The organism is Kribbella turkmenica (assembly GCF_004348725.1).
Taxonomy (GTDB): domain Bacteria; phylum Actinomycetota; class Actinomycetes; order Propionibacteriales; family Kribbellaceae; genus Kribbella; species Kribbella turkmenica.
In genome coordinates this window covers 19,058-40,289 of record NZ_SMKR01000055.1, presented here as the reverse complement: position 1 = coordinate 40,289, position 21,232 = coordinate 19,058, and the positions used below count along the sequence as shown (strand labels likewise).

At 70.5% G+C, this 21,232-nt stretch carries 20 protein-coding genes; 12 read left to right on the top strand and 8 right to left on the bottom strand.

The genetic code is table 11. From position 1 onward, the window contains the following. Positions 1-155: 155 nt before the first annotated feature. The gene (locus tag E1218_RS14930; RefSeq protein WP_132320421.1) at positions 156-1,226 is read right to left on the bottom strand and encodes a polyprenyl synthetase family protein; all 1,071 of its coding nucleotides are present in this window, start codon (positions 1,224-1,226) and stop codon (positions 156-158) included. Positions 1,227-1,283: 57 nt separating this feature from the next. Between E1218_RS14930 and metF the strand changes: the two genes are divergently transcribed. Then, positions 1,284-2,231: a methylenetetrahydrofolate reductase [NAD(P)H] gene (metF, locus tag E1218_RS14925; protein ID WP_132320419.1), complete on the top strand. Its 948-nt coding sequence runs from the start codon at positions 1,284-1,286 to the stop codon at positions 2,229-2,231. Between the two features lie 40 nt (positions 2,232-2,271). Beyond that, positions 2,272-2,802 (top strand): SixA phosphatase family protein, encoded by a 531-nt coding sequence (locus E1218_RS14920; protein WP_132320417.1) that lies wholly within the window; start codon positions 2,272-2,274, stop codon positions 2,800-2,802. Here the strand turns inward: E1218_RS14920 and E1218_RS14915 are convergent. From E1218_RS14915 to E1218_RS14905, 3 genes are all read right to left on the bottom strand, one after another. Continuing rightward, positions 2,799-5,003: a HelD family protein gene (locus tag E1218_RS14915; protein WP_132320415.1), complete on the bottom strand. Its 2,205-nt coding sequence runs from the start codon at positions 5,001-5,003 to the stop codon at positions 2,799-2,801. The two genes, E1218_RS14920 and E1218_RS14915, sit on opposite strands and share 4 nt — an antisense overlap. A 92-nt stretch (positions 5,004-5,095) precedes the next feature. Beyond that, complete coding sequence (locus E1218_RS14910) at positions 5,096-6,403, bottom strand: phytoene desaturase family protein (RefSeq protein ID WP_132320413.1); 1,308 nt, start codon at positions 6,401-6,403, stop codon at positions 5,096-5,098. Then, the gene (locus E1218_RS14905; protein WP_132320411.1) at positions 6,403-7,014 is read right to left on the bottom strand and encodes a DUF4126 domain-containing protein; all 612 of its coding nucleotides are present in this window, start codon (positions 7,012-7,014) and stop codon (positions 6,403-6,405) included. The genes E1218_RS14910 and E1218_RS14905 overlap by 1 nt, the downstream gene beginning before the upstream one ends. Positions 7,015-7,218: 204 nt before the next feature. Here E1218_RS14905 and E1218_RS14900 point away from each other — a divergent pair, with 204 nt between their 5' ends. Next, positions 7,219-9,108, top strand: coding sequence for an N-acetylmuramoyl-L-alanine amidase (locus tag E1218_RS14900; RefSeq protein ID WP_233712237.1), 1,890 nt, complete (start codon positions 7,219-7,221; stop codon positions 9,106-9,108). Between the two features lie 103 nt (positions 9,109-9,211). On the opposite strand, the gene E1218_RS14895 is transcribed toward E1218_RS14900, so the two are convergent. Both E1218_RS14895 and E1218_RS14890 read right to left on the bottom strand, forming a co-directional pair. Then, positions 9,212-9,682 carry a YbaK/EbsC family protein gene (locus tag E1218_RS14895; protein ID WP_132320407.1) on the bottom strand — a complete coding sequence of 157 codons (471 nt, stop codon included), beginning with the start codon at positions 9,680-9,682 and terminating at the stop codon, positions 9,212-9,214. 22 nt (positions 9,683-9,704) lie between these two features. Beyond that, on the bottom strand, positions 9,705-10,283 hold the full coding sequence (locus tag E1218_RS14890) for a DM13 domain-containing protein (RefSeq protein WP_132320405.1): 579 nt from the start codon (positions 10,281-10,283) through the stop codon (positions 9,705-9,707). A gap of 361 nt (positions 10,284-10,644) precedes the next feature. On the opposite strand from E1218_RS14890, the gene E1218_RS14885 reads away from it, so the two are divergent. The 7 genes from E1218_RS14885 (at position 10,645) to E1218_RS14855 (ending at position 16,563) form a co-directional block, all read left to right on the top strand. Next, positions 10,645-11,460: a DUF6504 family protein gene (locus tag E1218_RS14885; RefSeq protein WP_132320403.1), complete on the top strand. Its 816-nt coding sequence runs from the start codon at positions 10,645-10,647 to the stop codon at positions 11,458-11,460. After that, a complete protein-coding gene (locus E1218_RS14880) occupies positions 11,457-11,930 on the top strand; it encodes an SAV_6107 family HEPN domain-containing protein (RefSeq protein ID WP_132320401.1) in 474 nt (157 codons plus the stop codon). Before E1218_RS14885 ends, E1218_RS14880 begins: the two co-directional genes overlap by 4 nt. A gap of 93 nt (positions 11,931-12,023) precedes the next feature. Beyond that, positions 12,024-12,278 carry a hypothetical protein gene (locus E1218_RS14875; RefSeq protein WP_132320399.1) on the top strand — a complete coding sequence of 85 codons (255 nt, stop codon included), beginning with the start codon at positions 12,024-12,026 and terminating at the stop codon, positions 12,276-12,278. A 110-nt stretch (positions 12,279-12,388) separates the two neighbouring features. Further along, complete coding sequence (locus E1218_RS14870) at positions 12,389-13,600, top strand: DUF480 domain-containing protein (RefSeq protein WP_202866019.1); 1,212 nt, start codon at positions 12,389-12,391, stop codon at positions 13,598-13,600. 158 nt (positions 13,601-13,758) lie between these two features. Continuing rightward, positions 13,759-14,790, top strand: coding sequence for an ABC transporter ATP-binding protein (locus tag E1218_RS14865; protein ID WP_132320397.1), 1,032 nt, complete (start codon positions 13,759-13,761; stop codon positions 14,788-14,790). Further along, positions 14,790-15,602, top strand: coding sequence for an ABC transporter permease (locus E1218_RS14860; RefSeq protein WP_132320395.1), 813 nt, complete (start codon positions 14,790-14,792; stop codon positions 15,600-15,602). Before E1218_RS14865 ends, E1218_RS14860 begins: the two co-directional genes overlap by 1 nt. A 115-nt stretch (positions 15,603-15,717) precedes the next feature. Further along, positions 15,718-16,563, top strand: coding sequence for an ABC transporter permease (locus tag E1218_RS14855; RefSeq protein ID WP_132320393.1), 846 nt, complete (start codon positions 15,718-15,720; stop codon positions 16,561-16,563). Positions 16,564-16,579: 16 nt separating this feature from the next. On the opposite strand, the gene E1218_RS14850 is transcribed toward E1218_RS14855, so the two are convergent. Continuing rightward, positions 16,580-16,939: a cupin domain-containing protein gene (locus E1218_RS14850; RefSeq protein WP_132320391.1), complete on the bottom strand. Its 360-nt coding sequence runs from the start codon at positions 16,937-16,939 to the stop codon at positions 16,580-16,582. Between the two features lie 172 nt (positions 16,940-17,111). Between E1218_RS14850 and E1218_RS14845 the strand changes: the two genes are divergently transcribed. Next, complete coding sequence (locus E1218_RS14845; protein ID WP_132320389.1) at positions 17,112-17,864, top strand: methyltransferase domain-containing protein; 753 nt, start codon at positions 17,112-17,114, stop codon at positions 17,862-17,864. Positions 17,865-18,122: 258 nt separating this feature from the next. Continuing rightward, positions 18,123-18,527 carry a DUF3040 domain-containing protein gene (locus E1218_RS14840; protein WP_233712235.1) on the top strand — a complete coding sequence of 135 codons (405 nt, stop codon included), beginning with the start codon at positions 18,123-18,125 and terminating at the stop codon, positions 18,525-18,527. Positions 18,528-18,788: 261 nt separating this feature from the next. Here E1218_RS14840 and E1218_RS14835 read toward each other — a convergent pair whose 3' ends face one another. Further along, positions 18,789-21,146: a transglutaminase family protein gene (locus tag E1218_RS14835; protein ID WP_132320387.1), complete on the bottom strand. Its 2,358-nt coding sequence runs from the start codon at positions 21,144-21,146 to the stop codon at positions 18,789-18,791. Positions 21,147-21,232: the final 86 nt, after the last annotated feature.

The following is a 21,232-nucleotide window of genomic DNA, read 5'->3' as shown; positions in this document are numbered from 1 at the left end:
CCCCGGGACTGAACCCTTCTCCCCCCATATCAGCAGGGGAGAAGGGACAACTAGAGGGGAGATCCGCTCAAAGGCCCGGGGCGGCAGGGGTGGTGCCGGACGGGTGCGGGAGGAAGCGGCGGTGAGGGAGCAGGGAAGCAGGGGGAGCCGGGAGGCTAGAGCTGACGGGAGGTGGCGGCGATCGCCAGATCGGCCAGCGCCTTGCGGGCGGTGTCGTCGGCCAGGGGAGCGCGGTCGAGCGCGTCGAGGGCGTCCTCGGTCCGCTCGGTGATCAGGTCCTCGCAGGCCCGCACCGCCCGCGAGTCCTGCAGGATCTCGCGCAGCAACTGGATCTCGTCGTCGTCCAGGTCCGGCCGGCCGAACAACCGGTCGAACTCGGCCAGCTGCACCTCGGACGCGTGGTCGACCGCGTAGGCGACCAGCACGGTCCGCTTGCCCTCCCGGAGATCGTCCCCGGCCGGCTTCCCGGTCAGCGCCGGATCGCCGAACACCCCGAGCAGGTCGTCCCGGAGCTGGAACGCCTCACCCACCGGCAGCCCGTACGCCGACAGCGCCTCGATCAACCGCCGGTCCCCGCCGGCCAGGGCCGCGCCGATGTGCAGCGGCCGTTCGACCGTGTACGTCGCCGACTTGTACCGCAGCACCCGCAGGGCCTGGTCCATGTCGGACACCCCGCTGGCCTGCGCGACCAGGTCGAGGTACTGCCCGGCCGTCACCTCGACCCGGACGGCGTCGAAGAACTTCGAGGCCCGGGCCAGGGCGGCCGCGTCGAAACCGGAGGTGTGCAGCATCTCGTCGGCCCAGATCAGGCACAGGTCGCCGAGCAGGATGGCCGCGCCGACGCCGAAGCCGACCGGATCGCCGCCGACCCCGGACACCTCGGAGCGGGCCCGTTGCAACGCCTCGAACCGGCGGTGCGCGGCCGGTGCGCCGCGGCGGGTGTCGGACGAGTCCATGACGTCGTCGTGCACCAGCGCGCTGACGTGCAGCATCTCCAGACTGGCCGCGGCGGTCAGGATCGGCTGCGCCGGATCGCCGCCCGCGGCCCGGAAACCCCAGTAGCAGAAGGCCGGCCGGAGCCGTTTGCCGCCGCTGGTCGCGTCCCGGGCGGCCTGCACCTGCTCGGTGAGCTCGGGCCCGATCGCCTCCAGCCGCTCCTGCTGCAGGTCGAGGAAACCGGTCAGCGCACGCTGGACCGCTGCCGGGACGTCCACATCGCCATACACGTCCCGGAGCGTAGTCGGTGGCAGCGCACCGGTGGACACCGCGGGTAACCTGTCGGCATGGCGAACGGTCTTCCCTCGACGCTGCCCGGCGGTACGCCGACGATCCGCGAGTTGCTGGCGACCGGTGACCGTTCCTTCTCGTTCGAGTTCTTCCCACCGAAGACCCCCGAGGCCGAGGAGGTGCTGTGGCGGTCGATCCGCGAGATCGAGCAGCTCCGGCCGACCTTCGTCTCGATCACGTACGGTGCCGGCGGGACCACGCGGGACGGCACCATCCGGGTCACCGAGCGGGTCGCCCAGGACACCTCGCTGACCCCTCTCGGTCACCTGACGTGCGTCGCGCACTCACGTGACGAGTTGCGCTCGGTGATCGGTGCGTACGCCGGTTCCGGCGTACGCAACATGCTGGCGCTGCGCGGCGACCCGCCGGGCGGGCCGAACCAGCCCTGGGTCGCGCACCCGGAGGGTCTCAACCACGCGGTCGAGCTGGTCGAGCTGATCCGGTCGCTCGGCGACTTCTGCGTCGGGGTCGCCGCCTTCCCCGACAAGCACCCGGAGGCGACGTCGCTCGAGGCCGACGCACAGGTGCTGGCGGCGAAGGCCGCCGCCGGTGCGGACTACGCGATCACCCAGATGTTCTTCGGTGCGGACGACTACTTCCGGCTGGTCGACCGCGCGGCCGCGCTGGGCTGTGACATCCCGGTGCTGCCGGGCATCATGCCGGTCACCAACATCAAGCAGATCCAGCGGATGGCGGAGCTCACCGGGATGGCGCTGCCGACGGCCGTCACCGACCGGCTGCTCGCGGTCGAGGACGACACGGCCGCGGTCCGGGCCGTCGGCATCGAGATCGCGACCGATCTGTGCGAGCGGCTGCTGGCCGGCGGCGCTCCGGGCATCCACTTCATCACTCTGAACAGGTCGACCGCGACCCGTCAGGTGTTCCTCAACCTGAGGTCCAGCTCACCCACCACTGCGCTCTCCTCGCTTCCCGCCCAGGGCTGACGGTTGCTCGTACGGCGACGCCCGGCCGTATCCTGAGCCGATGGCTGACCCGTCGGATCTGCTGATCGACCGCACCCTCGTCCTGCTCCGGCACGCCAAGGCGGTCCCGCCCGAGTCGATGCCGGACCTGGAACGCCCGCTGGCCGATCGTGGCCGGGCCGACGCGGCCGCGGCCGGCCGCCACCTCGTTGCCCAGGGCATCGAGGCCGACCTGGTCCTGTGCTCACCGTCGCAGCGCACCCGGGAGACCTGGCAGTACGCCGCCGAGGCGGGCGCGACCGCCACCGACGTGTGGTACGACCGGCGGATCTACAACGCCGGCTCCGACGAGCTCCTCGACGTCATCCACGAGGTGCCGGCCGACGTTCGGACCGTGGTCCTGGTCGGCCACGCGCCCGGCGTACCGTGGCTGGCCGACGAGCTGGCCCTCGACGGCACCAGCCCGGAACGGGTCGAGCTCACGCAGAAGTACCCGACCTCCGGACTGGCCGTCCTGCACCTCACCTGCCGCTGGTCCGACCTGTCCGCCGACGACGCCGACCTGGTGTCGTACGTCGTACCGCGCGGCTAAGGCAGCCAGTTCGTCGTGCTGTTGACCGTCACCAGCCGCTGAGTCGCCCGGGTCAGCACGACGTAGAGCGCGCGTACGCCGCCGAGAGTGTCGCGGACGATCCGGTCCGGCTCGACGACCACGACGGCGTCGTACTCGAGACCCTTCGACTCCAGCGGACTGACCGCGACCACACGCGGGTCGCCGAGCTCCGCCAGCACCGGGTCGACGGCCGGCCGCAGCTTCGGCGGCACGATCACGCCGACCGTGCCCTCGACCAGTCGCAGCAGCTCGACGGCGGTGTCGCCCGCGGCCTCGGCGACCTTGCCGCCGTCGACGATCCGGTGCTCGGGCACGACCCCGGTACGCCGGACCGCATCGGGCAGATCCGCGTCCGCCAGGGTCTGCCGGATCACCTCACCCGCGAACGAGTAGATCTCGGCCGAGTTCCGGTAGTTGGTGGACAGCCGGAACGCGTGCCGCTGCAGGTGCGACAGCATCGAGTCCATTGCCGCACGGGCCTCGTCCGGGTCCGGCCACGAGCTCTGCGCCGGGTCGCCGACGATCGTCCAGCTCGCCTGCGGGCCGCGCCGCGTGACCATCCGCCACTGCATGGGGGAGAGGTCCTGGGCCTCGTCCACCAGGACGTGCGCGTACTCCTCCGGCTCCTCGGCCTCCCTGGCGGCCACTGCGCGAGCCCGACGCTCCGAGGTGGTGAGCACCTCGTTGACGCCGTCCGACAGACCTTCCAGCCAGTCGAACTCCTCGTCCTTGGTCTCCGAGACCGGTGGCCGGCCGAGCAGCGTTGCGAGCTCGTCGAGCAGAGCGACGTCGGCGATGGTGAACTCGCTCGTGCCCCGAACGGCCGCGGCGAGTACGTCGACCTCCGCCGGCGTCAGGTCGTTGCGGGACCACCGCTGCAACCGGCGTGGGTCACCGAGCCAGCGCAGTACCGCCTCCGGCGTCAGCACCGGCCACCACTGGCTGAAGAACGTCCGGAACGCTGGTGTTTCGGTGACCTGGTCGCCGAAGGCCTCGCGGTCGCCGTACACGCCGTTGCGCAGGTCGTCGGGGAACCGCTGCCACAGCGCGGCCACCAGACCCTTGCGCGCCTCGGCAGCCGCCCGGTTGCGCGGAGTCCGCCGCAGCGCGTTCCGCCGGACGTTGTCCAGCTGGTTGGCGTCGAGCTCGATGGTCGCGCCACCGAGGAAGACGCGGAGCGTCGTGGGTGCGTTGGGCACGCGGTCGCGGGTAGCTCGCGACAGGACGCCGCGCATCCGCAAGGACCCCTTGAGCGCGGCGACCTGGGCCTCGTCGACCGCGGTGGCCTTGATGCCGTCCACCAGTTCGCCGACGGCCCGCAGGGACACCGTGTTCTCGCCGAGGCTGGGCAGCACGCGTTCGATGTAGGCCATGAACGCGGCCGACGGTCCGACGACCAGTACGCCGCCACGCTCGAACCGCCTGCGGTCGCTGTAGAGCAGGTACGCCGCCCGGTGCAGGGCGACCACGGTCTTGCCGGTCCCCGGTCCACCGCCGATGACGGTGACACCACGGGCAGGCGCCCGGATCGCCTTGTCCTGCTCGGCCTGGATGGTGGCGACGATGTCGCGCATCGTGTGACCGCGGGCCCGCGACAGCGACGCCATCAGGGCGCCCTCGCCCATCACCGGCAGGTCCTCGGGCGCGCGCTCCGGCGCCAGCAGGTCGTCCTCGAGCCCGACGATCCGCGGCCCCTTGTTCCGCAGCACACGACGGCGGACGACCTTCAGCCGGTCGGTCGAGGTGGCACGGTAGAACGGCTCGGCGGCCGGCGCTCGCCAGTCGATCACGAGCGGTTCGTACTCGGCGTCGCGGACACCGATCCGGCCGACGTACAGCTTCTCGAGGTCGGCGGCACTACCTGCGGCCGGCCCGTCGTCACCCCGGTCGGAGTCGAGCCGGCCGAAGACGAGCCCCTCGTGCTCGGCGTCCAGTTCGGCGATCCGCCGGGCCGCCGCGAACACCAGCACGTCCCGCTCGTACAGGCCTGTCTGCTCCTCCTCGCGGACCCGGCCGACGTTCTGCGCCTGCCCGCGCTGGTGCCCTTCGACCGCGATCCGGGACGCCGACCGGGCGGCCTCCGCGACCCGGTCGTAGACCCGGTCGACGTGTTGCTGCTCAGCCGCCAGTTCAGCGCGCTCGACGTTCTCGTGATCGGCCGACGTGGGGGATTGATCCACCGAGGTCCTCTCTACTGCCGGGCGCCTCACCCGACATGGAACACATGAACGCTCAATCCTACGTGGGTGGGGTAGCGCGACCCCACCCGGTCTCAGGCCTTCCCGACCGCGTCCGCCACGATCGCGGCGCCCAGCGTGGTCGCCGGTACGCCGGAGCCCGGGTGAGCACCCGCACCCACGCAGTACAGCCCCTTGATCGGCGACACGTTCGCGGCCCGCCGCCGCGCCGTCCGGTACCCCTCCCAGGCCACTCCGGCCCACCACGACGGTGACGTCTGCCGCGACACGACCTTGTCCCGGACGTGCAGGCCGCGCGCCACCAGCAGGTCGAGCACGTCGTCGGTCGGGTAGCCGTGCACCAGTACTGACCACGCCTGGTGTCCGGCCGGTGCCTGTCCGCCGGTCCGCACGACGGCAGTCGGCGTGCCGTGCAGCACGGTCTCGAACGGCAGGCTCGGCACCGGGTCCTCCAGACCCAGGTGGACGACGTACGCCGCCTGCGCCTGATGTGTCGAGTGCACCTGCTTCCGCACCTTCTTGGCCGCAGGATCGTCCACCAGATGCTCGTAGAGCTCGCGTGGGTCGATGTCGCTCACCACGATGTCCGCCGCCAACTCGGTCCCGTCAGCCAGCCGTACTCCGGTCACACTGCCTTGTGACGTGCCCACGGCGACGACCTCGGCGCCGGTCCGTACGTCGATCTTCCGCTCGCGGGCCCGCTGGGCGAGAGCGTCCGCGAGAGCACCGAAGCCTCCGGCGATCGTCCATCGGCCGAACGTGCGCTCCAGGTACGACCACACGCCGACGTACCCCGGGGTGAGCTTCGCGTCGGAACCACTCTGGGCAGCGAAGTGCCGCAGTACTGCCCGCGCTCGCTCGTCGTCCAGCCGGCGCTGAGCGACCCGCTCCAGCGACTGCCATGGCCTGAGCGTCCTGATGGCGCTCAGCGGTAGTTGGTCCTTGAGCGGTGGCTCCAGCGAGGTCTTGCGCAGGATCTGCCAGGTCTCGCCGTAGCCGTCGACCAGGGCGGTCCACTGCCGGGCCACCTTCGCGTCGGCCAGCTCGGTCCAGGCTTGGAGTTGTTCACCGCGGTCGGCGATCGGGAGGTCGAGCACGGAGCCGTCGGCGAACATGTGCCGCCTCGGCTCGGCGACCGGTTCCAGTTGGACCAGGCTCTCGATCGGACGACCACTCTTACGGAACAGATCGCGCAGCGCGGCCGGAAGCGTCGTACTCGCGGCTCCGGCGTCCCAGCAGAACCCGTCTGCCTCGATCCGTCCCAGCACACCGCCGAGGCGCTCGTCGCGCTCGCACAGTGTGACCTGGTGGCCGAGCTTGGCCAGCCGGACGGCGCTGGCGAGACCGGCGAGCCCGGCCCCGACGACAATCACTCGGGCCATCAGACAGCACTGCTCCCGGTCGCCGGGTCACCGCGTTTCTCCCGCCACGCCTTGAACCTCGCGTACCCGCGCTTGATGAAGCGGAAGGCGACGTACACCCCGATCAGGCCGAGCACCAGCAGGACACCGGCGATGACGAGCGCTGCCTCGGGATGGAAGGCGGCCAGGGACATCACGCCGACGACGGCGATGTCCTCACCCGACGACGCGGCGATGTTGGTGACCGGCTCGGGGGAGGTGTTGATCGCCAGCCGCAGACTCGACTTGACCGCGTGCGAGAGCAAGGCGACCAGGCCGCCGGCGGTCGCCACCGCGGCCTGCTCCAGCGTGCTCGCCTCACCGGACAGCAGCGCGGCGACGATCGCGCCGACCGTCGGCCGGATCACCGTCGAGATCGCGTCCCAGGCGGAGTCGACGTATGGGATCTTGTCGGCGACGAACTCGAAGAGGAAGAGGACGCCCGCTGCGATCAGCACGCCGTTGCCGGTCAGGGCCGTGGGTACGTCGTCGGCGCCGGCGAACCGGCCGAGCAGACCCAGGATCAGCACGCAGGCGTAGGCGTTGATGCCACTCGCCCAGCCCGACGTGAACGCCAACGGCAACGCTTCCATGTGTCCTGCTCCGTAACCCTGTGTCGCCACCCCGTCCGACGACCGCCTTGTCAGTATCGAACCTCGCACGGCGAGTTTTGGTTAACCGTTGACTTCCGGGTCGCCTCGACTCACAGTGATCAGGTTGCCAGTCTGTGTGACCGGCATCCCCGCCGTCGGTTCAGGAGAAACAACATGCGTCGTCGTCCGAAGATTCTCGCCGCAATGACTGCGGTAGCGCTGGCCATCACGGTGACCGGCGTGTCGTCGTCCGGCGGTCCACCCGCGGCCGCCTCGACCCCGGGCCCGTCCGCCGAGGCCGCGTCCGCGTTCAGCGCCGCCGCCGCGAAGTACGGCGTACCGGAGTCCGTGCTGCTCGCCGTGTCGTACGCCGAGACCCGCTGGGACGACCACCGGGGCGCATCCAGCACCGACGGCGGCTACGGTCCGATGCACCTCACTGCCGTGGACCCATCCACGGTCGTCGACCTGTCCGGCAAGCGCAAGGTCGCAAGGACGAGCTCGCTGCGCACGCTGTACAAGGCGTCCGAGCTGACCGGTCTGGACCCGGTTGCCCTGCGCAATGACACCGCGGCGAACATCGAAGGCGGTGCCGCGCTGCTGGCGTCGTATCAGCGCTCGCTCGGTCACCCGGTCGGCGCCGAAACCTCGGTCGCCGAGTGGTACGGCGCGGTGGCGTCGTACGCGGAGGCCTCGGACCGTGTGGCCGCGGCAGTCCTCGCCGACGACGTCTACTCGATCATGGCTCGCGGCGCCGCCCGGACGACGAACACCGGGCAGCAGGTCGTCATGCCTGCCGTGGCGGTCAGCCCGGACAAGTCGCAGGTGAACAAGCTGTCGTTGCCCGCCGGCACGAAGGCGTCCAGCTCCGGAGTGGAGTGCCCGACGTCGCTGGGTTGCGAGTGGCTGCCGGCGCCGTACCAGGACCTGGGTGGTGGCGACTACGGCAACCACGACCTCGCGGACCGGCCCAAGACCGGCAAGATCGACTACATCATCATTCACGACACCGAGACCAGTTGGCAGGGGACGCTGCGGCTGGTGCAGGACCCGACGTACGTGAGCTGGCAGTACACGATGCGCTCGTCCGACGGCCACACCTGGCAGCACGTCAAGGCCGACGACGTCGCCTGGCACGCCGGCAACTGGTATGTGAACATGCACAGCATCGGCATCGAGCACGAGGGTTTCGCGGCCCAGGGTGCGACCTGGTACACCGAGTCGCTCTACCGCAACTCGGCCAAGCTGGTCCGCTACCTGGCCGCCAGGAACAACATCCCGCTGGACCGGGCTCACATCATCGGGCACGACCAGATCCCGGGGACGGTCCCCAGGACGGTCCGCGGCATGCACTGGGACCCGGGACCGTACTGGGACTGGGAGCACTACTTCGACCTGCTCGAAGCGCCGATCTGGGGCAAGTCAGTGTTCCCGGTGAAGCCCGGCTCGATCGTCACCATCAAGCCCGGCTTCGACGACAACGTGCAGGTGCTGACCAACTGCACCGGCGCCGGCACCACCTGCACCCCGCAGGGCACCAACTTCGTGTACCTGCGGCAGGCGCCGGACGACGCGGCCCCGTTGGTCAAGGACATCGGCCTGCATCCCGACGGCTCGGACAGCACGACGGTGGTCTCGGACATCGGTGCACGAGCCGCCGCCGGTTCGCAGTACGTCGTGGCGAAGCGGCAGGGTGACTGGGTGGCTGTCTGGTACCTCGGCGCGATCGCCTGGTTCAAGAGTCCCGCCTCGGCTCCGGACGCGTTCGCCAAGCGGGGACTCGTGGTGAAGCCGAAGAAGGGCCTGGCGTCGGTGCCGGTCTACGGGCGTGCCTACCCGGAGCAGTCGGCGTACCCGGAGGGCATCCCGTACCAGGTGGTCACGCCGCTGCAGTACTCGATCCTCGCGGGTCAGGCCTACCCGGTCGGCGACGCGTCCATCGAGACCGACTACTACCGCGCGGTGACCTTCGACGGCCAGCCCCCGACCGACCACGTCCAGGTCCTCGGCAAGGACCGCTACTACCAGATCTGGTTCGGCCACCGCATGGCCTACGTCCGAGCCGCCGACGTGGACCTCCGCCCGGCCGTCTAGTCCGACGAGGTGATCGACGAAGCCGTCCAGTCCTTGCTGGACGGCTTCGTCGCGTGAGTACGAGAACTGGCCGCGGTTCCTGCGGTCGGCGACCCTGCTGTGGTCAGTTCACCGTGATCGGGGTGCCGTTGGTGAGGGTCAGGAGCTCGGCGTACGTGGTGGGGAAGACCGAGTGGGGTATGCCGGCGGCCGCCCAGACGACGTCGTACTGCTCGAGGGCCGTGTCGACGTACGTCGCGACCTTGTGCGGGTGACCGACCGGGGCGACGCCGCCGATGGACTGGCCGGTGTGCTCCTTGACGAACTCCGGCTTGGCGCGGCGCAGCTTGCCGATGCCGAGCTCGGCGGCCGCCTTGGCGGTGTCGACCCGGTGCGCGCCGGACGTCAGGATCAACACCGGTGCGCCGTCGCCCTCGAAGATCAGGCTGTTCGCGATCGCGCCGACCTCGCAGCCGAGCTCCGCCGCCGCGGCCGCCGCGGTCGGGACCGCCTCGTCCAGGATCACGATCTCGCCGGTGGCGCCGGCCGTCCGGAGCGCGTCGGCCACCTGTTGCACGTTGGGATGATTGCTCACCCTCGGCAGCTTAGGCGGCCGGTCACGCCGACCTGAGCTCGGCCGCCCCGAACGAGACGTTGAAGCGGTCGCACCAGATGGCCACGCTGCGGAAGTCGGTGAGTTCGACGTCCTTCGGGATCACGTAGTTCTGGTTCCCGTGGTTGCCCTTCAGGCTGCCGAGGTTTCGGTACTCGCCGTCGTCGAACACGTGCCAGCCCTTGCGGCCGGGGACCACCGCGGCGTCGCTGAGCCAGACCTTGAGGTCCGGACCGTCGGAGGTGGCCAGGTTCTCCAGGCGGAGCACGCGCGAGCCGTCGGGCAGCCGCAGTACGGCGACCGTGCCCTCGGTGTCGTGCTCGTGGGTGATCAGTTTCCCGGTCAGCAGAACCTCGGGCCCGGCGGGCCGGGTGGTCGCGGACGGCTTCTCCGAAACTGTCGGTGGCGTCGTCGACGATGACTGTGTGGAGATCGGAACGGCGCCGGGCAGCGCTTCGTCGACGACCTTGTCGGTGAAGAGTCGCCAGGGCTGGAAGAGCGGCAACGCGACCGCGGTGACCACGACGGCCACCGCCGCCGCGGCGACCAGTGCTGCCCGCCAACGCGACCTGAGCTTCGGCATCCTTGCCTCTTCCGTTCTCCTGGCGCCGTTCCGGTGTACGGCGCTCGTCTCTTCCTCAGTGTGGACGGCGGACCGGTCGCGTGGGGACGCGCCGGGCTTACGGCCCGTTGACGTTTGTCGGCGGGCGGGGATACGCTGTTCGTGTTCGAACAGATGTTCGATTACCTCCGAACCGATCTCGTCGGGAGAGCGGAGACGGGTGATCCGGGCAGCTGGACGGCTCCGGTGCGGAGTTGCGGCCGCATCGGACTCCGGTGGTTCCGGCGGGCCGGGCGCCGAGGTGGTCCTCGACCCCCACCTCGTGCCCGCCCGTCGGGCCGCCGATCAAGGGAAGCGATTCGTGCACAGGAGGCGATGGAACATGTGGGAGTTCGACGAGGCCGTCGAAGTGCGCTCGGATGCCGTGGACGGCGTCGAGACCCCGGAGCAGTTCCTCTGGCGCGGCCGGTTGTGGCGCGTCTGCTCCGTGCAAGCTCACTGGACCGAAACCGCCGCCTGGTGGGAACGAGGCATCATCGGCGCCGGCCTCGGCGCCTCCTACGACAACCGCCCGGGAGCGTCCTTCGACGCCAGTGCTGACGCCGCCTACGACGGCCGATTGGAAGTCAGGTCGGCGCACACCGGCGCCCGCCTGAACGGCGCACACTCGAACGGTGCGCACTCGAACGGTGCGCACTCGAACGGTGCGCACTCGAACGGCGCGCACTCGAACGGCGTGGCTGCGCCGGCGAGCCCTCGATCTCGCCCGGACCGTTTCGCCACGCACGCTCCCGGCGGGAGCACCACCGCCCTCGCTCCCGCCGGGAGGGCCACGACCACCTCTGCTCCGGCCCGGAGCTCCTCCACGACCGCTCTCGCTCCGGCTGCGGGCGCCACGACCGCTCTCGCTCCGGCTGCGGGCGCCACGACCGCTCTCGCTCCGGCTGCGGGCGCCACGACCGCTCTCGCTCCGGCTGCGGGCGCCACGACCGCTCTCGCTGTGACGGGGAGCGCCGGCACGGCGGGTGTGTCCGAGAGTCCGGCTGCGGTCGGCGTGCTGGACGCGGACTGGGGGCCTCGGCGTTCGGTGTACCGGGTGGAGGCGGGGTGCGGCCGGCACGGGCGGCGTGAGCTGTTCGACCTCGCACACGACCCGGATTCCGGCCGCTGGCAACTGGAAAGGGTGACCGACCGATGACTGTCTCACCGGTATCCCCGGCAGCCGCCGGCGCGGCCAGCCGCGAGCTGTCCCGCGCACGCACGGCGCTCACCGAGGCGAGAGCGACGACCGACCACCTGATTCGCTACTCGAGCGCACACGTCGCGGCTCTCCGGGTCGCGGCCGCGGTTCTCGCCGTCCGCGCCCGCCCGGTGCGCTCCGGCGCTCGCCGACGGGTCCAGCGCAACGCCTGGGTCCTGCTGGCCGAGGTCGCGCCGGAGTTCGGCGAGTGGGCGACGTTCTTCGCCGCCGGCGCCTCGCAGCGTGCCGCGGCCGAAGCCGGTCTGGAGCGCGCGGTCACGACCCGCGAGGCGGATGACCTGATCCGCGCGGTGGAGACCTTTTACGACCTGGTCGAGACCAGCCTGCGTCTGTCCAGCACCCCGGCGCTCACGGCCACCACCGATCCGCAATCCGTCCTGACCCAACCCTGGATGCAGGCCAGCTGACCACCCCACCCATCTGCTGATGGCCGCTGACCACCTCATTTCCTGACGGCCGCGCGCCGTCGGCAGGTGAGCACGACTCCGGAGAGTTGACGTTTGAGCGAGCTACGCAGAGGTGTCGGGAAGGACCTGTGCGGTCGCGTCCACGCGGTGACCGGCGTCGAGTGCTACCTGGCCGACACCCATTACCCGGCCCCACATCAGTCCCTCGACGGCGACTCCTGGCACGACGGCCTCTGCAGCAAGTGCGCCGGCGGCGGCATCATCCACGGTCTTCCCTGCGATCGCTGCAACACCACCGGCGTCGAACCCGTGGCCCTGATCGACCCCGACAGCTACCAACCCGGCTGACAGCCCTCACCGAAGATTCAGCCACGCCGGACCCGACAGCACGCCGCGCACCGCCTCCCGGGTGCGGTGCGTGGTGCTGTGGGGACCGGCGGGGAACTAGGGTCGGGGGAGTGAGCGGACTTCCTGTTCTGGATGCCGAGGATCAGCGTGTTCTCGGGAGCTTGATGGAGAAGCAGACGACGGTGCCGGCGTCGTACCCATTGACCGCCAACGCACTACGAACAGCCTGCAATCAGACGAGCAACCGCGATCCGGTCGTCGACTACGACCAGGGAACGGTGGAGCGGGTCGCGCGGTCACTCCGGGATCGTGAGCTGCTGCGGGTCGTCTGGGTGGACACGGGCCGGCGGACTCTGAAGTACCACCAACTCCTGGACGAGCGGCTCGAACTCGAGCCGGACGAGCGGGCGCTGCTGACCGTGCTGCTCCTTCGAGGCGCCCAGGCACCCGGCGAACTGCGGACACGCACCGAGCGACTTCACCCGTTCGCCGACCGCGCCGACGTCGAGGCCTGCCTGCGCCGGATGGCCGCGCGTCCCGAACCGCTCGTCCGTGCGCTCGAACGTCGCGCAGGTCAGCACGACCACCGCTGGATTCATCTCCTCGGGCCGCTGCCGGAGGACGTCGCCCCCCTCGCCGCCCCGGCGGTCGACCGGGACGCCGTGATCGCCGACGGCACCGACGTACGGGACACCAAGGTGCGTACGGCGTACGACACCGTCGCGACGACGTACGCCGACAAGCTCGTCGACGAACTGGACCGACTCCCCTTCGAGACGTGGCTGCTCGACCGGGTCGTCGCGCACGCCGCCGGCCGGCCGGTCGTAGAGGTCGGCTCCGGGCCGGGCCACATCACCGCGTACCTGGCCGATCATGACGCGGACGCCACCGGGATCGACTTCGCGCCCGAGATGGTGGCCGAGGCACGCCGGCGGTTCCCGGACCGGAACTTCGAGGTCGGCGACCTCCGGCGACTCGGCCGGCCGCCGACCAGCTCCGGCTGGGCAGCCGTCCTGGCGTGGTACTCGCTCATCCACCTGGCCGCGTCGGAGCTGCCCGACGCGATCGCCGCCTTGGTGCGTCCGCTCGATCCCGGCGGCTGGCTCGTCCTCGGACTGCACGCCGGAGACCAGGTCCGTCACGTCGACGAGTTCCAGGGCCACGAGGTCGACCTCGACTACGTGCTGCACGACCTGGCCTTCGTGGTCGGCGTGCTGGAGTCCGCCGGGCTCGTCGACCTCGAGTGGTACCTCCGCGGACCGGTCGCGGCTCGCCAGGAAACCACCCAACGCCTGTACGTCGTCGGCCGCACTCCCGCCTGACTCCGGCCCGGCGACGCCGAAACTGGTTGGACATCGCTTTCCTTACTCCTTAGCGTTCTGACCGGCAGCCGTATGTCGGATGGACCAGAGGAGACGCTCTGCGCTGACGTTGCCCGGTCCGAAGTCACCACCGACTCCCGAAAGGGCGGTGCACAACCGTGACGAACACCTTCGAAGCCTCCTCGCGCCGCCTGCCCGTGATCGCGGCGACCGGCCTCACCAAGACCTACACCTTCCACAAACAGCAGGCCGGTCTCGCCGGCGCGCTCAGAAGCCTGGTCCGGCGGACGTACGAGACCCGCCTGGCCGTCGACGAGATCACCTTCACCATCGACCGTGGCGAGGTCGTCGGGCTGCTCGGCCCGAACGGCGCCGGCAAGACCACCACGCTGAAGCTGCTCTCCGGTCTGCTGTACGTCACGTCCGGCGAGCTCGAGGTGCTCGGCTTCACCCCGTCGGACCGCAAGCACGACTACCTGCGGCGGATCGCGCTCGTGATGGGTCAGAAGACCATGCTCTGGTGGGACGTCCCGGCGATGGAGACGCTCCTGCTGCACAAGGACATGTACGGTCTCGGCGCGAAGGAGTTCGACCGCAACGTCGCCGAGCTGGCCGAGCTGCTCGAGGTCCAGGACCTGCTGAACGTCCAGGTGCGCAAGGTGTCGCTCGGCGAACGGATGAAGCTCGAACTGATGGCGGCCCTCGTCCACGGCCCGGAGATTCTGTTCCTCGACGAGCCGACGATCGGCCTCGACGTGGTCGCGAAGGCGCGGGTACGGACCTTCCTCGCCGAGGTCAACAAGCTCCGCGGCACCACGATCCTGGTGACGAGTCACGACATGGACGACATCGAGGCGCTCTGCTCCCGGGTGATGATCATCGACGACGGACGCCTGCAGTACGACGGCGGTCTCGACGAGCTCGTGCACGCGGCCCGGCCGCGCAAGCTCGTCCGGGCGACGTACGCGTCGGAGGTCGACGGCAGCCGGCTCGCGGCGGGCGAGGGCGTGACCGGGGTCGACACCGACGGGCTGACGATCACGTTGGAAGTGGACCGCGAGCGGGCCGGCGACGTCCTCGGGCAGCTGACGCGGATCGGCCCCCTGGTCGACCTGGACGTCGCGGACGCGGACATCGAGGAGATCATGCGCGACCTCTTCCTCCGCCGCGGCACGCTGGGCGACGCCTGATGAGCACCGTGGTGCGCAACCTCCGGGTGCTGCGGCGGATGACCGCGGCGCAGATCGTCGGGGCGTCGATCTACCGCGGCGCCTGGACCATCTTCATGGTGGCGAACATCTGCGTGCCGATCATCTCGCTGCTCATCTGGCGGACGGCGATCGCGAACGGCGCCCGGCTGCCGATCGACGAGCGCTACGTGACGACGTACTTCGTCCTGCTCAGCTTCGTCACGATGGCCACCTCGTCGTGGATGACTGGTTTCCTGGCCGAGTACATCCGGCTCGGGAGGCTGTCCAGCTGGATGGTCCGGCCCGCGTCGGTGCTGCTCAGCTTCGTCGCGAACAACCTGTCGGAGAAGGTCCTCAAGCTGATCGCGCTGGTGCCGATGATCGGCGTGCTGTGGTGGATCTTCCGCGACTCGATGAACATCCCGGCCGGCCCGGGCCGCTGGACCGTCTTCGCGGTGAGCATCGTGCTCGGGGCGATCCTGGTGTTCACGATCGACCTCCTGATCGGCTCGCTCGCGTTCTGGATGGACGACGTGACGGCGCTGGCGCAGGCCCGATTGATCATCGCGAGCGTGTTGTCCGGCGCGGTTGTTCCGCTCGCACTCATGCCGGACTGGTCGCGCGGATTCATCGACAACCAGCCGTTCCGCTTCACGGTGTCGTTCCCGGTCGAGATCGTCGCCGGCAACCTGTCCGGACAGGAGCTGCTCGTAGGTCTCGGGATCCAGGCCGGGTACGTCGTCGTGCTCGGGATCCTCGCGCGCCTCGTCTGGTCAGCCGGTCTCCGCGCGTATTCGGCGGTGGGCGCATGACAGTCCAGATGCCACGCCTCCGGCGCGGCGGATCATGGGGCTGTGACTCCCGGCCTTCCGTCGACGCTGCAGCCGCTACGCTCCCTCCGCTCCTCGGTCCAGGCCGGAAGACCCCATGACCAGGACCATGGCGGACGACCGGAGGCCGCTCGATGCCAGCTGGCTGCATCGGCAGCGGCGGCATTTCCGGCTGTGGCGGCGGTTCCTCGGGCAGGCGGTGGTCCGGGAGACGCACTATCGCGCGCACTTCGCCACCACGCTGCTCGTGGGTCTGGTGGAGCTCGGGCTCGGCGTCGTACCGATCCTGCTGCTGTTCGGCTTCGCCCAGGAGGTGCAGGGCTGGTCGCGGGCCGAGGTGATCACGCTCGTCGGCGTCTACCAGATCGTCACCGGGCTGATGGCGGCGTTCGTCGCGCCCAACCTGCAGCGGATGACGTCGTACATCACCGAGGGAGAGCTGGACGGGGTGCTGCTCCGGCCGGTGTCGAGCCAGTTCTACCTGACCCTGCGGTGGATCAACGTCGCGGAGCTCAGCAACGTCGCGAGCGGGATCGCCGTGCTGGTGATCGGGCTGGTGCAGTCCGGCGCGAGCCCGAACGCGGCGCAGGTGCTGCAGGCGTTCGTGCTCGCGGCCTGTGGGCTGGTGCTGCTGGCGACCGTGTGGAGCGCGTTGGCGTTCCTGGCGTTCTGGCTGCAGTCGGTGGGCCCGATCGCCTACATCTACCTCAACCTGGTCGAGGCGGGCCGGTACCCGCTGGCGTTCTTCCCGGTCGCGGTGCGGGCGTTCCTGACGTTCGCGTTTCCGGTGGCGTTCGCGTCGACGTACCCGGCGCAGGCGCTGGCCGGCGACCTGGGCTGGACGCCGGTCGCCGGCGGGGTCGCGCTGGTCGTGGTCGCGGTGACGCTCGTCCGGCTGTTGTGGCGCCGCGGACTCCGCACCTACGCCAGCGCGAGCTCCTAGGGTCCTGAGTCGGGCACTAGCCCTTCGCGTACGTCTCCGCGGCCTGCGACTCGAACTCCAGGCCGACCACCGGCTCGTCGCCGACGACCCAGGCGTCGTGGCCCGGTTCGATCACGTACGCGATCCCGCGAGTCACGTGGGCCTTGGCGCCGTCGTCGTGGACGACCTCCATCTCGCCGGAGATCAGGGTCCCGACGTGCCGGACCTGGCAGGACTCGCCGCCGACGACCGGGCGGATGCACTCCGACCAGCGCCAGCCCGGCTGGAAGGTGATCCGGGCGACGCTGGCGCCGGGCAGTTTGACCACGTCGACGGTGGTCTTCTCCGGCGAGCGGCGCTCGTCCGGTTCCTCGAAGGACTTGCTGTGGATCGGCATGGCCGCCCCCTCGTTCGGTGGTTCCCCTTGCTCCGACGGTCGCGCATTCGTCCGCCCGTGGACAGATGCCGGGCCTTACCACCCGCTTACGGCGGTTGAGGTGGTGCCGCGGAGGCGGGGGAGCGGCGGGAAGTAGGGTGTGGCCGGGTGGGTCGATGGTTCTAGGAGGGTCATGACGATGGTCGATCGGCGGCGGCGGTCTGTGCGGACGGCGCTGGTGGCCGAGGCGTTGCGGGTCGCGCTCGCGGCGCGGGCGCGGACCGAGCCCGGTGCCGGGCTGGACATCGTCGACCTCGGTGGCGGCACCGGCGGGTTCGCCGTGCCGCTGGCCGTCGAGGGTCACCGGGTGACCGTCGTGGACCCGAGCCCGGACGCCCTGGCCTCGCTCGAGCGGCGAGCGAGCGACGAAGGCGTGAGCGACCTGGTCCGCGGTGTACAGGGCGACGCGGCCGAGCTTCCCGGTCTCGCGGGGGAGTCGGCCGCGGACGCCGTCCTGTGCCACGGAGTGCTCGAGGTTGTCGACGACCCGGTGCAGGCGTTGCAGGCGATGGCCTCGGTCCTGCGGCCGGGCGGCGTACTCAGCCTGCTTGTTGCCCAGCGCAACGCTGTCGTGCTGGCCCGCGCGCTCGCCGGGCACCTGGCGGAGGCCCGGATCGCGCTGCAGGATCCCGACGGGCGCTGGGGTGCGACCGATCCGATGCCGCGCCGGTTCGACGAGGCAGAAATCACCCGGCAGCTGGCCGACGCCGGGTTCGTGGTGCATACCGTGCACGGCGTCCGCACGTTCGCGGATCTCGTCCCGTCGGCCTTCGTGGACACCGAACCGGGGGCCGCGGAGTCCCTGGCCGAGCTGGAGCGCGCCGCCAGCCGGCATCCCGCCTTCCGTGCGCTCGCCACCCAGCTGCACATCCTCGCCACCCGCTGACCGCGGGGCCGGTGTGCCCCCGGTCACAGGCCCTCATGTGCCGGTACGCCGACGCGGGGCGACGGACCGTGATGAGGCTGCTACCGGGGCTCGGGACGCGGTGCGACACGCCCGGGGGAGCAGGTTCCGGAAGAGTGTGATGGTGGCAGTTGCCGGACCGTGACGCGCTGGACAGGCGGTCAGGGTTTCGTGTGAGGCAAGCGCGGCCTAGACTGGAGGCGGCCAATCGAGATCGCGCTCACCATGGAGGGATCGACGGTGCCCCTCTCGGAAGAAGAGCAGCGCCAGTTCGAGCAGCTCGAACGTGCCCTTGCTGCGGAAGACCCGAAGTTCGTCTCCGCCATGCGAGGGACCAATGTGCGCTTGTACTACAAGCGCCGGGCAGTGCTTGCCGGCGTCGGATTCGTGCTGGGCATCGCGGTCCTGATGACCGGCGCGATCATCCCCAACACCATCATCGGAGTCATCGGGTTCGTGATGATGGTCGCCTGTCTGTACGTCGCCGCGCTGAGTATGAAGCGGATCAGCAGCGCGGGGGACTCCGACGACATCCCGCCGCCTCCGCCGCCGACCAAGCGGCACCGGACCAAGCACGACTCGTCCGGCAGCTTCATGGAGCGGATGGAAGACCGCTGGCGGCGCCGCCGCGACGAAGACCTCTGACCGTACGCCGCGCCTGAGCGCGCAACCGGCCGAGAACCACACCCGTGCCACTGGTGGCGCGGGTGTGGTTCGTTGTTTGCGGGTGGTGCCGCTGCCGCGGCGTCCGCTGAGCGGTGCGGGTAGCTCCGGTCCGATGCTCTGCACATTGCCGGTCAGCTGAAGGCCGGCCGAGCACCGAACGGAGCAGTTCGGTAGGGCGGGCAGGCAGCACACCGACGCCCGACTGGCCGGTGAGCGGCGGCCGTCGGGCGTCGTCGGATGTCAGTTGGCGTGCCTGCGGCGGAGGGCGAGGGAGCGGAGGCGCGCCAGGAGGAGGTCGAACTCGTCCAGGAGGTCGGAGGCCTCCGTGCTGCCCCGGCTCAGGTACCAGCGCCACGACGGCGGCAGCAACCGCGCCCGCCAGCGCCGCAGTTGCGGCGCCCGCGACCACAGTGCCTTGCGGACCGCTGCGGCCTCGGTGCGGAGGTCGAGGGTCAGGTCCGTGCCACCGGCGTACCGCAGCGCCTCGATGCCGCGGGCGAGCCGGAGCGCCTGGGGATGCACCTCGGCAGGCAGTTGCGTGACGAGCCAGTCGCCCGACTGCCGCGGCGTCGAGATGTCGGACCAGTCCAGTCCCAGGTCGCGGGAGGTGTCGCGGATCTCCGCCCACAACCCTTCGGCTCCGAGCCGTCCGGGTGCTCTGGCGAAGCGTCGACGGCGGGTCAGGGTGCGGATCAGCCACGGGATGCTGAGCAGCAGGAGCACGCCTGCGACGATGGCGATCGTCCGGCCGCCGCCGTTGGTGAACCAGTTGCCGTCGTCAATGACCGCCACGCCGCTGTCGTCCGGCAGGTTGCGGTCGCCCTCCGGCCGCTCGATCCCCGGGTCCTCGGTCGCGCCCGGCGAGATCGGCGCGGTGGTCGGCGCGGTGCTCGGGCTGGTCGGGTCCGGTGTCGCGGGAACGGTCCAGTTCGGCGTGCTGGCGACCCGGGCGGCCGGGGTCGGCTCGAACCGGACCCAGCCGATGCCCTGGAAGTACAGCTCCGGCCAGGCGTGCATGTCGTGCATCCGCACGGTGTACTCGCCGTCCTCGCCGGCCTGTCCCGGCAGGAAGCCGATGCCGACGCGGGACGGGATGCCGACGATGCGGGCCATCAGCGCCATCCCGGTCGCGAACTGCTCGCAGTACCCGGTCTTGTTCTCCAGCAGGAAGTTCCGCAGCGCGCGCATCCCGCTGCCGCGGCTGTTGTCGGTGCTGTAGGTGAAGCCGCCATCGCTGCGGAACCAGGACTGCAGCAGCACGGCCGCCGCGAACGGGTTGCCGTTCGCGTCCTCGGTGATCTCGCGGGCGAGCGCCTCGACGTCGTCCGGCGTGCGGCGCGGGACACGGCTGCTGTACTGGTCCGGCTCGCCCGCGCCGATCGCGTCGTGCAGTTGTTGCGGCGTCGGCTGCAGGTCGTACGCGGTCACGTCGTAGTTCTTGCCGGCGACGACCTGGCCGTTCGACGAGACCACGTCGAGCGAGCCGGCGTCGTACCGCCAGTCGCGCTTGAGGGAGATCGAGCGGACCGGGTACGGGACCGGGGCGAACTGGGAGCGGAAGTTCCGGCTGACGTCGATCTCCATCTTGGACTGCGGGACCTTGCCGAGGTCGCCGGCGTACCCGGGCGGCGGGGCCAGATCGCCGCTGATCTTCTGGCCCTCCTGGCGCGGCGCGATCCGCCAGGTGTCGCCGTCGAAGAAGTCGAGGGCGGTGAGCCGCAGGTAGCTGCCGCCGGACGGACCGCCCTTGTAGGTCAGCGCGACCACGTTGTCGCCACGCTTCAGGTTCTTGCCCATGTCCAGCATCGGGTCCGTCGACGAGATCGACGCGCCGATACCACTGCCGGGACCGCTACCGGCCAGACCGTTGCCGATGACACCTTCCGGCAGGGTCGGCAGCAGCGCGGGCAGCAGCGCGGCCAGCGCGACGACGGTCAGGCCGATGCGGCGACCGGCCTGTCCGAGCGCGGACGCCTCCACCGGCTCGGCCGCGTCCAGGTGGGAGACACCCGAGATGCGGCGACCCCACCGGCTGAGGCGGCTGCGGCCCTCGGCCGACAGCAGCAGGATGTAGCCGAGCGCCGGCGGGACGAACAGCAACGCCGGGAGCCCGCCGTGCACGGTCGCGGCCGGCACGGTGTACATGATCAGCAGCAGCAACCCGGCCCAGGCGGCCTGACGGAGCTGTACGGCGATGAGGTGGATCAGCAACCCGGTCGCGGCGATCACCGAGGCCGCGAACAGGGTCAGGTGCTCGTCCGGTGGCAGGGGAGCGCTGAACCGGTTGATCGAGTCCATCGCGTTGACCATCTGCTGGTTGAACTCCAGCGCGGTCGCCTTCACCGGGATGAGGCCGAACTTCAGCGTCTCCCGCAGGAAGAAGAACGAAATCAGCTCCACCAGCAGCACGAGCTGGACGAACGGCACGACGATCCGCGGGGCGCGGAGGTTCTGCAGGAGGATGCCGACACCGGTGATCGCCCCGCACAGGAACGCGCTGATGAACAGGAACGGCCCGGAGAACACCGGCGTGAGCACCAGCGCTCCCAGCACGGTCGCTCCCCAACCAGCGAGTGAGATCCTGGCATGTCCGGTCATGAGGCCTCCCTGCCTGGCCTGAGGAGCGCAGCGACTGGAGCGACGCGGGAACCAGGGCCCCATGATCCTGCCGCCGGAGGCCCGGC

Excerpts from the sequence above, each read along its gene's own strand:
- metF (WP_132320419.1), top strand. The coding sequence starts at position 1,284 with ATGGCGAACGGTCTTCCCTCGACGCTGCCCGGCGGTACGCCGACGATC.
- E1218_RS14920 (WP_132320417.1), top strand. The coding sequence starts at position 2,272 with ATGGCTGACCCGTCGGATCTGCTGATCGACCGCACCCTCGTCCTGCTC.
- E1218_RS14910 (WP_132320413.1), bottom strand. The coding sequence starts at position 6,403 with ATGGCCCGAGTGATTGTCGTCGGGGCCGGGCTCGCCGGTCTCGCCAGC.
- E1218_RS14905 (WP_132320411.1), bottom strand. The coding sequence starts at position 7,014 with ATGGAAGCGTTGCCGTTGGCGTTCACGTCGGGCTGGGCGAGTGGCATC.
- E1218_RS14900 (WP_233712237.1), top strand. The coding sequence starts at position 7,219 with ATGACTGCGGTAGCGCTGGCCATCACGGTGACCGGCGTGTCGTCGTCC.
- E1218_RS14890 (WP_132320405.1), bottom strand. The coding sequence starts at position 10,283 with ATGCCGAAGCTCAGGTCGCGTTGGCGGGCAGCACTGGTCGCCGCGGCG.
- E1218_RS14885 (WP_132320403.1), top strand. The coding sequence starts at position 10,645 with ATGTGGGAGTTCGACGAGGCCGTCGAAGTGCGCTCGGATGCCGTGGAC.
- E1218_RS14880 (WP_132320401.1), top strand. The coding sequence starts at position 11,457 with ATGACTGTCTCACCGGTATCCCCGGCAGCCGCCGGCGCGGCCAGCCGC.
- E1218_RS14860 (WP_132320395.1), top strand. The coding sequence starts at position 14,790 with ATGAGCACCGTGGTGCGCAACCTCCGGGTGCTGCGGCGGATGACCGCG.
- E1218_RS14855 (WP_132320393.1), top strand. The coding sequence starts at position 15,718 with ATGACCAGGACCATGGCGGACGACCGGAGGCCGCTCGATGCCAGCTGG.
- E1218_RS14850 (WP_132320391.1), bottom strand. The coding sequence starts at position 16,939 with ATGCCGATCCACAGCAAGTCCTTCGAGGAACCGGACGAGCGCCGCTCG.
- E1218_RS14845 (WP_132320389.1), top strand. The coding sequence starts at position 17,112 with ATGACGATGGTCGATCGGCGGCGGCGGTCTGTGCGGACGGCGCTGGTG.
- E1218_RS14835 (WP_132320387.1), bottom strand. The coding sequence starts at position 21,146 with ATGACCGGACATGCCAGGATCTCACTCGCTGGTTGGGGAGCGACCGTG.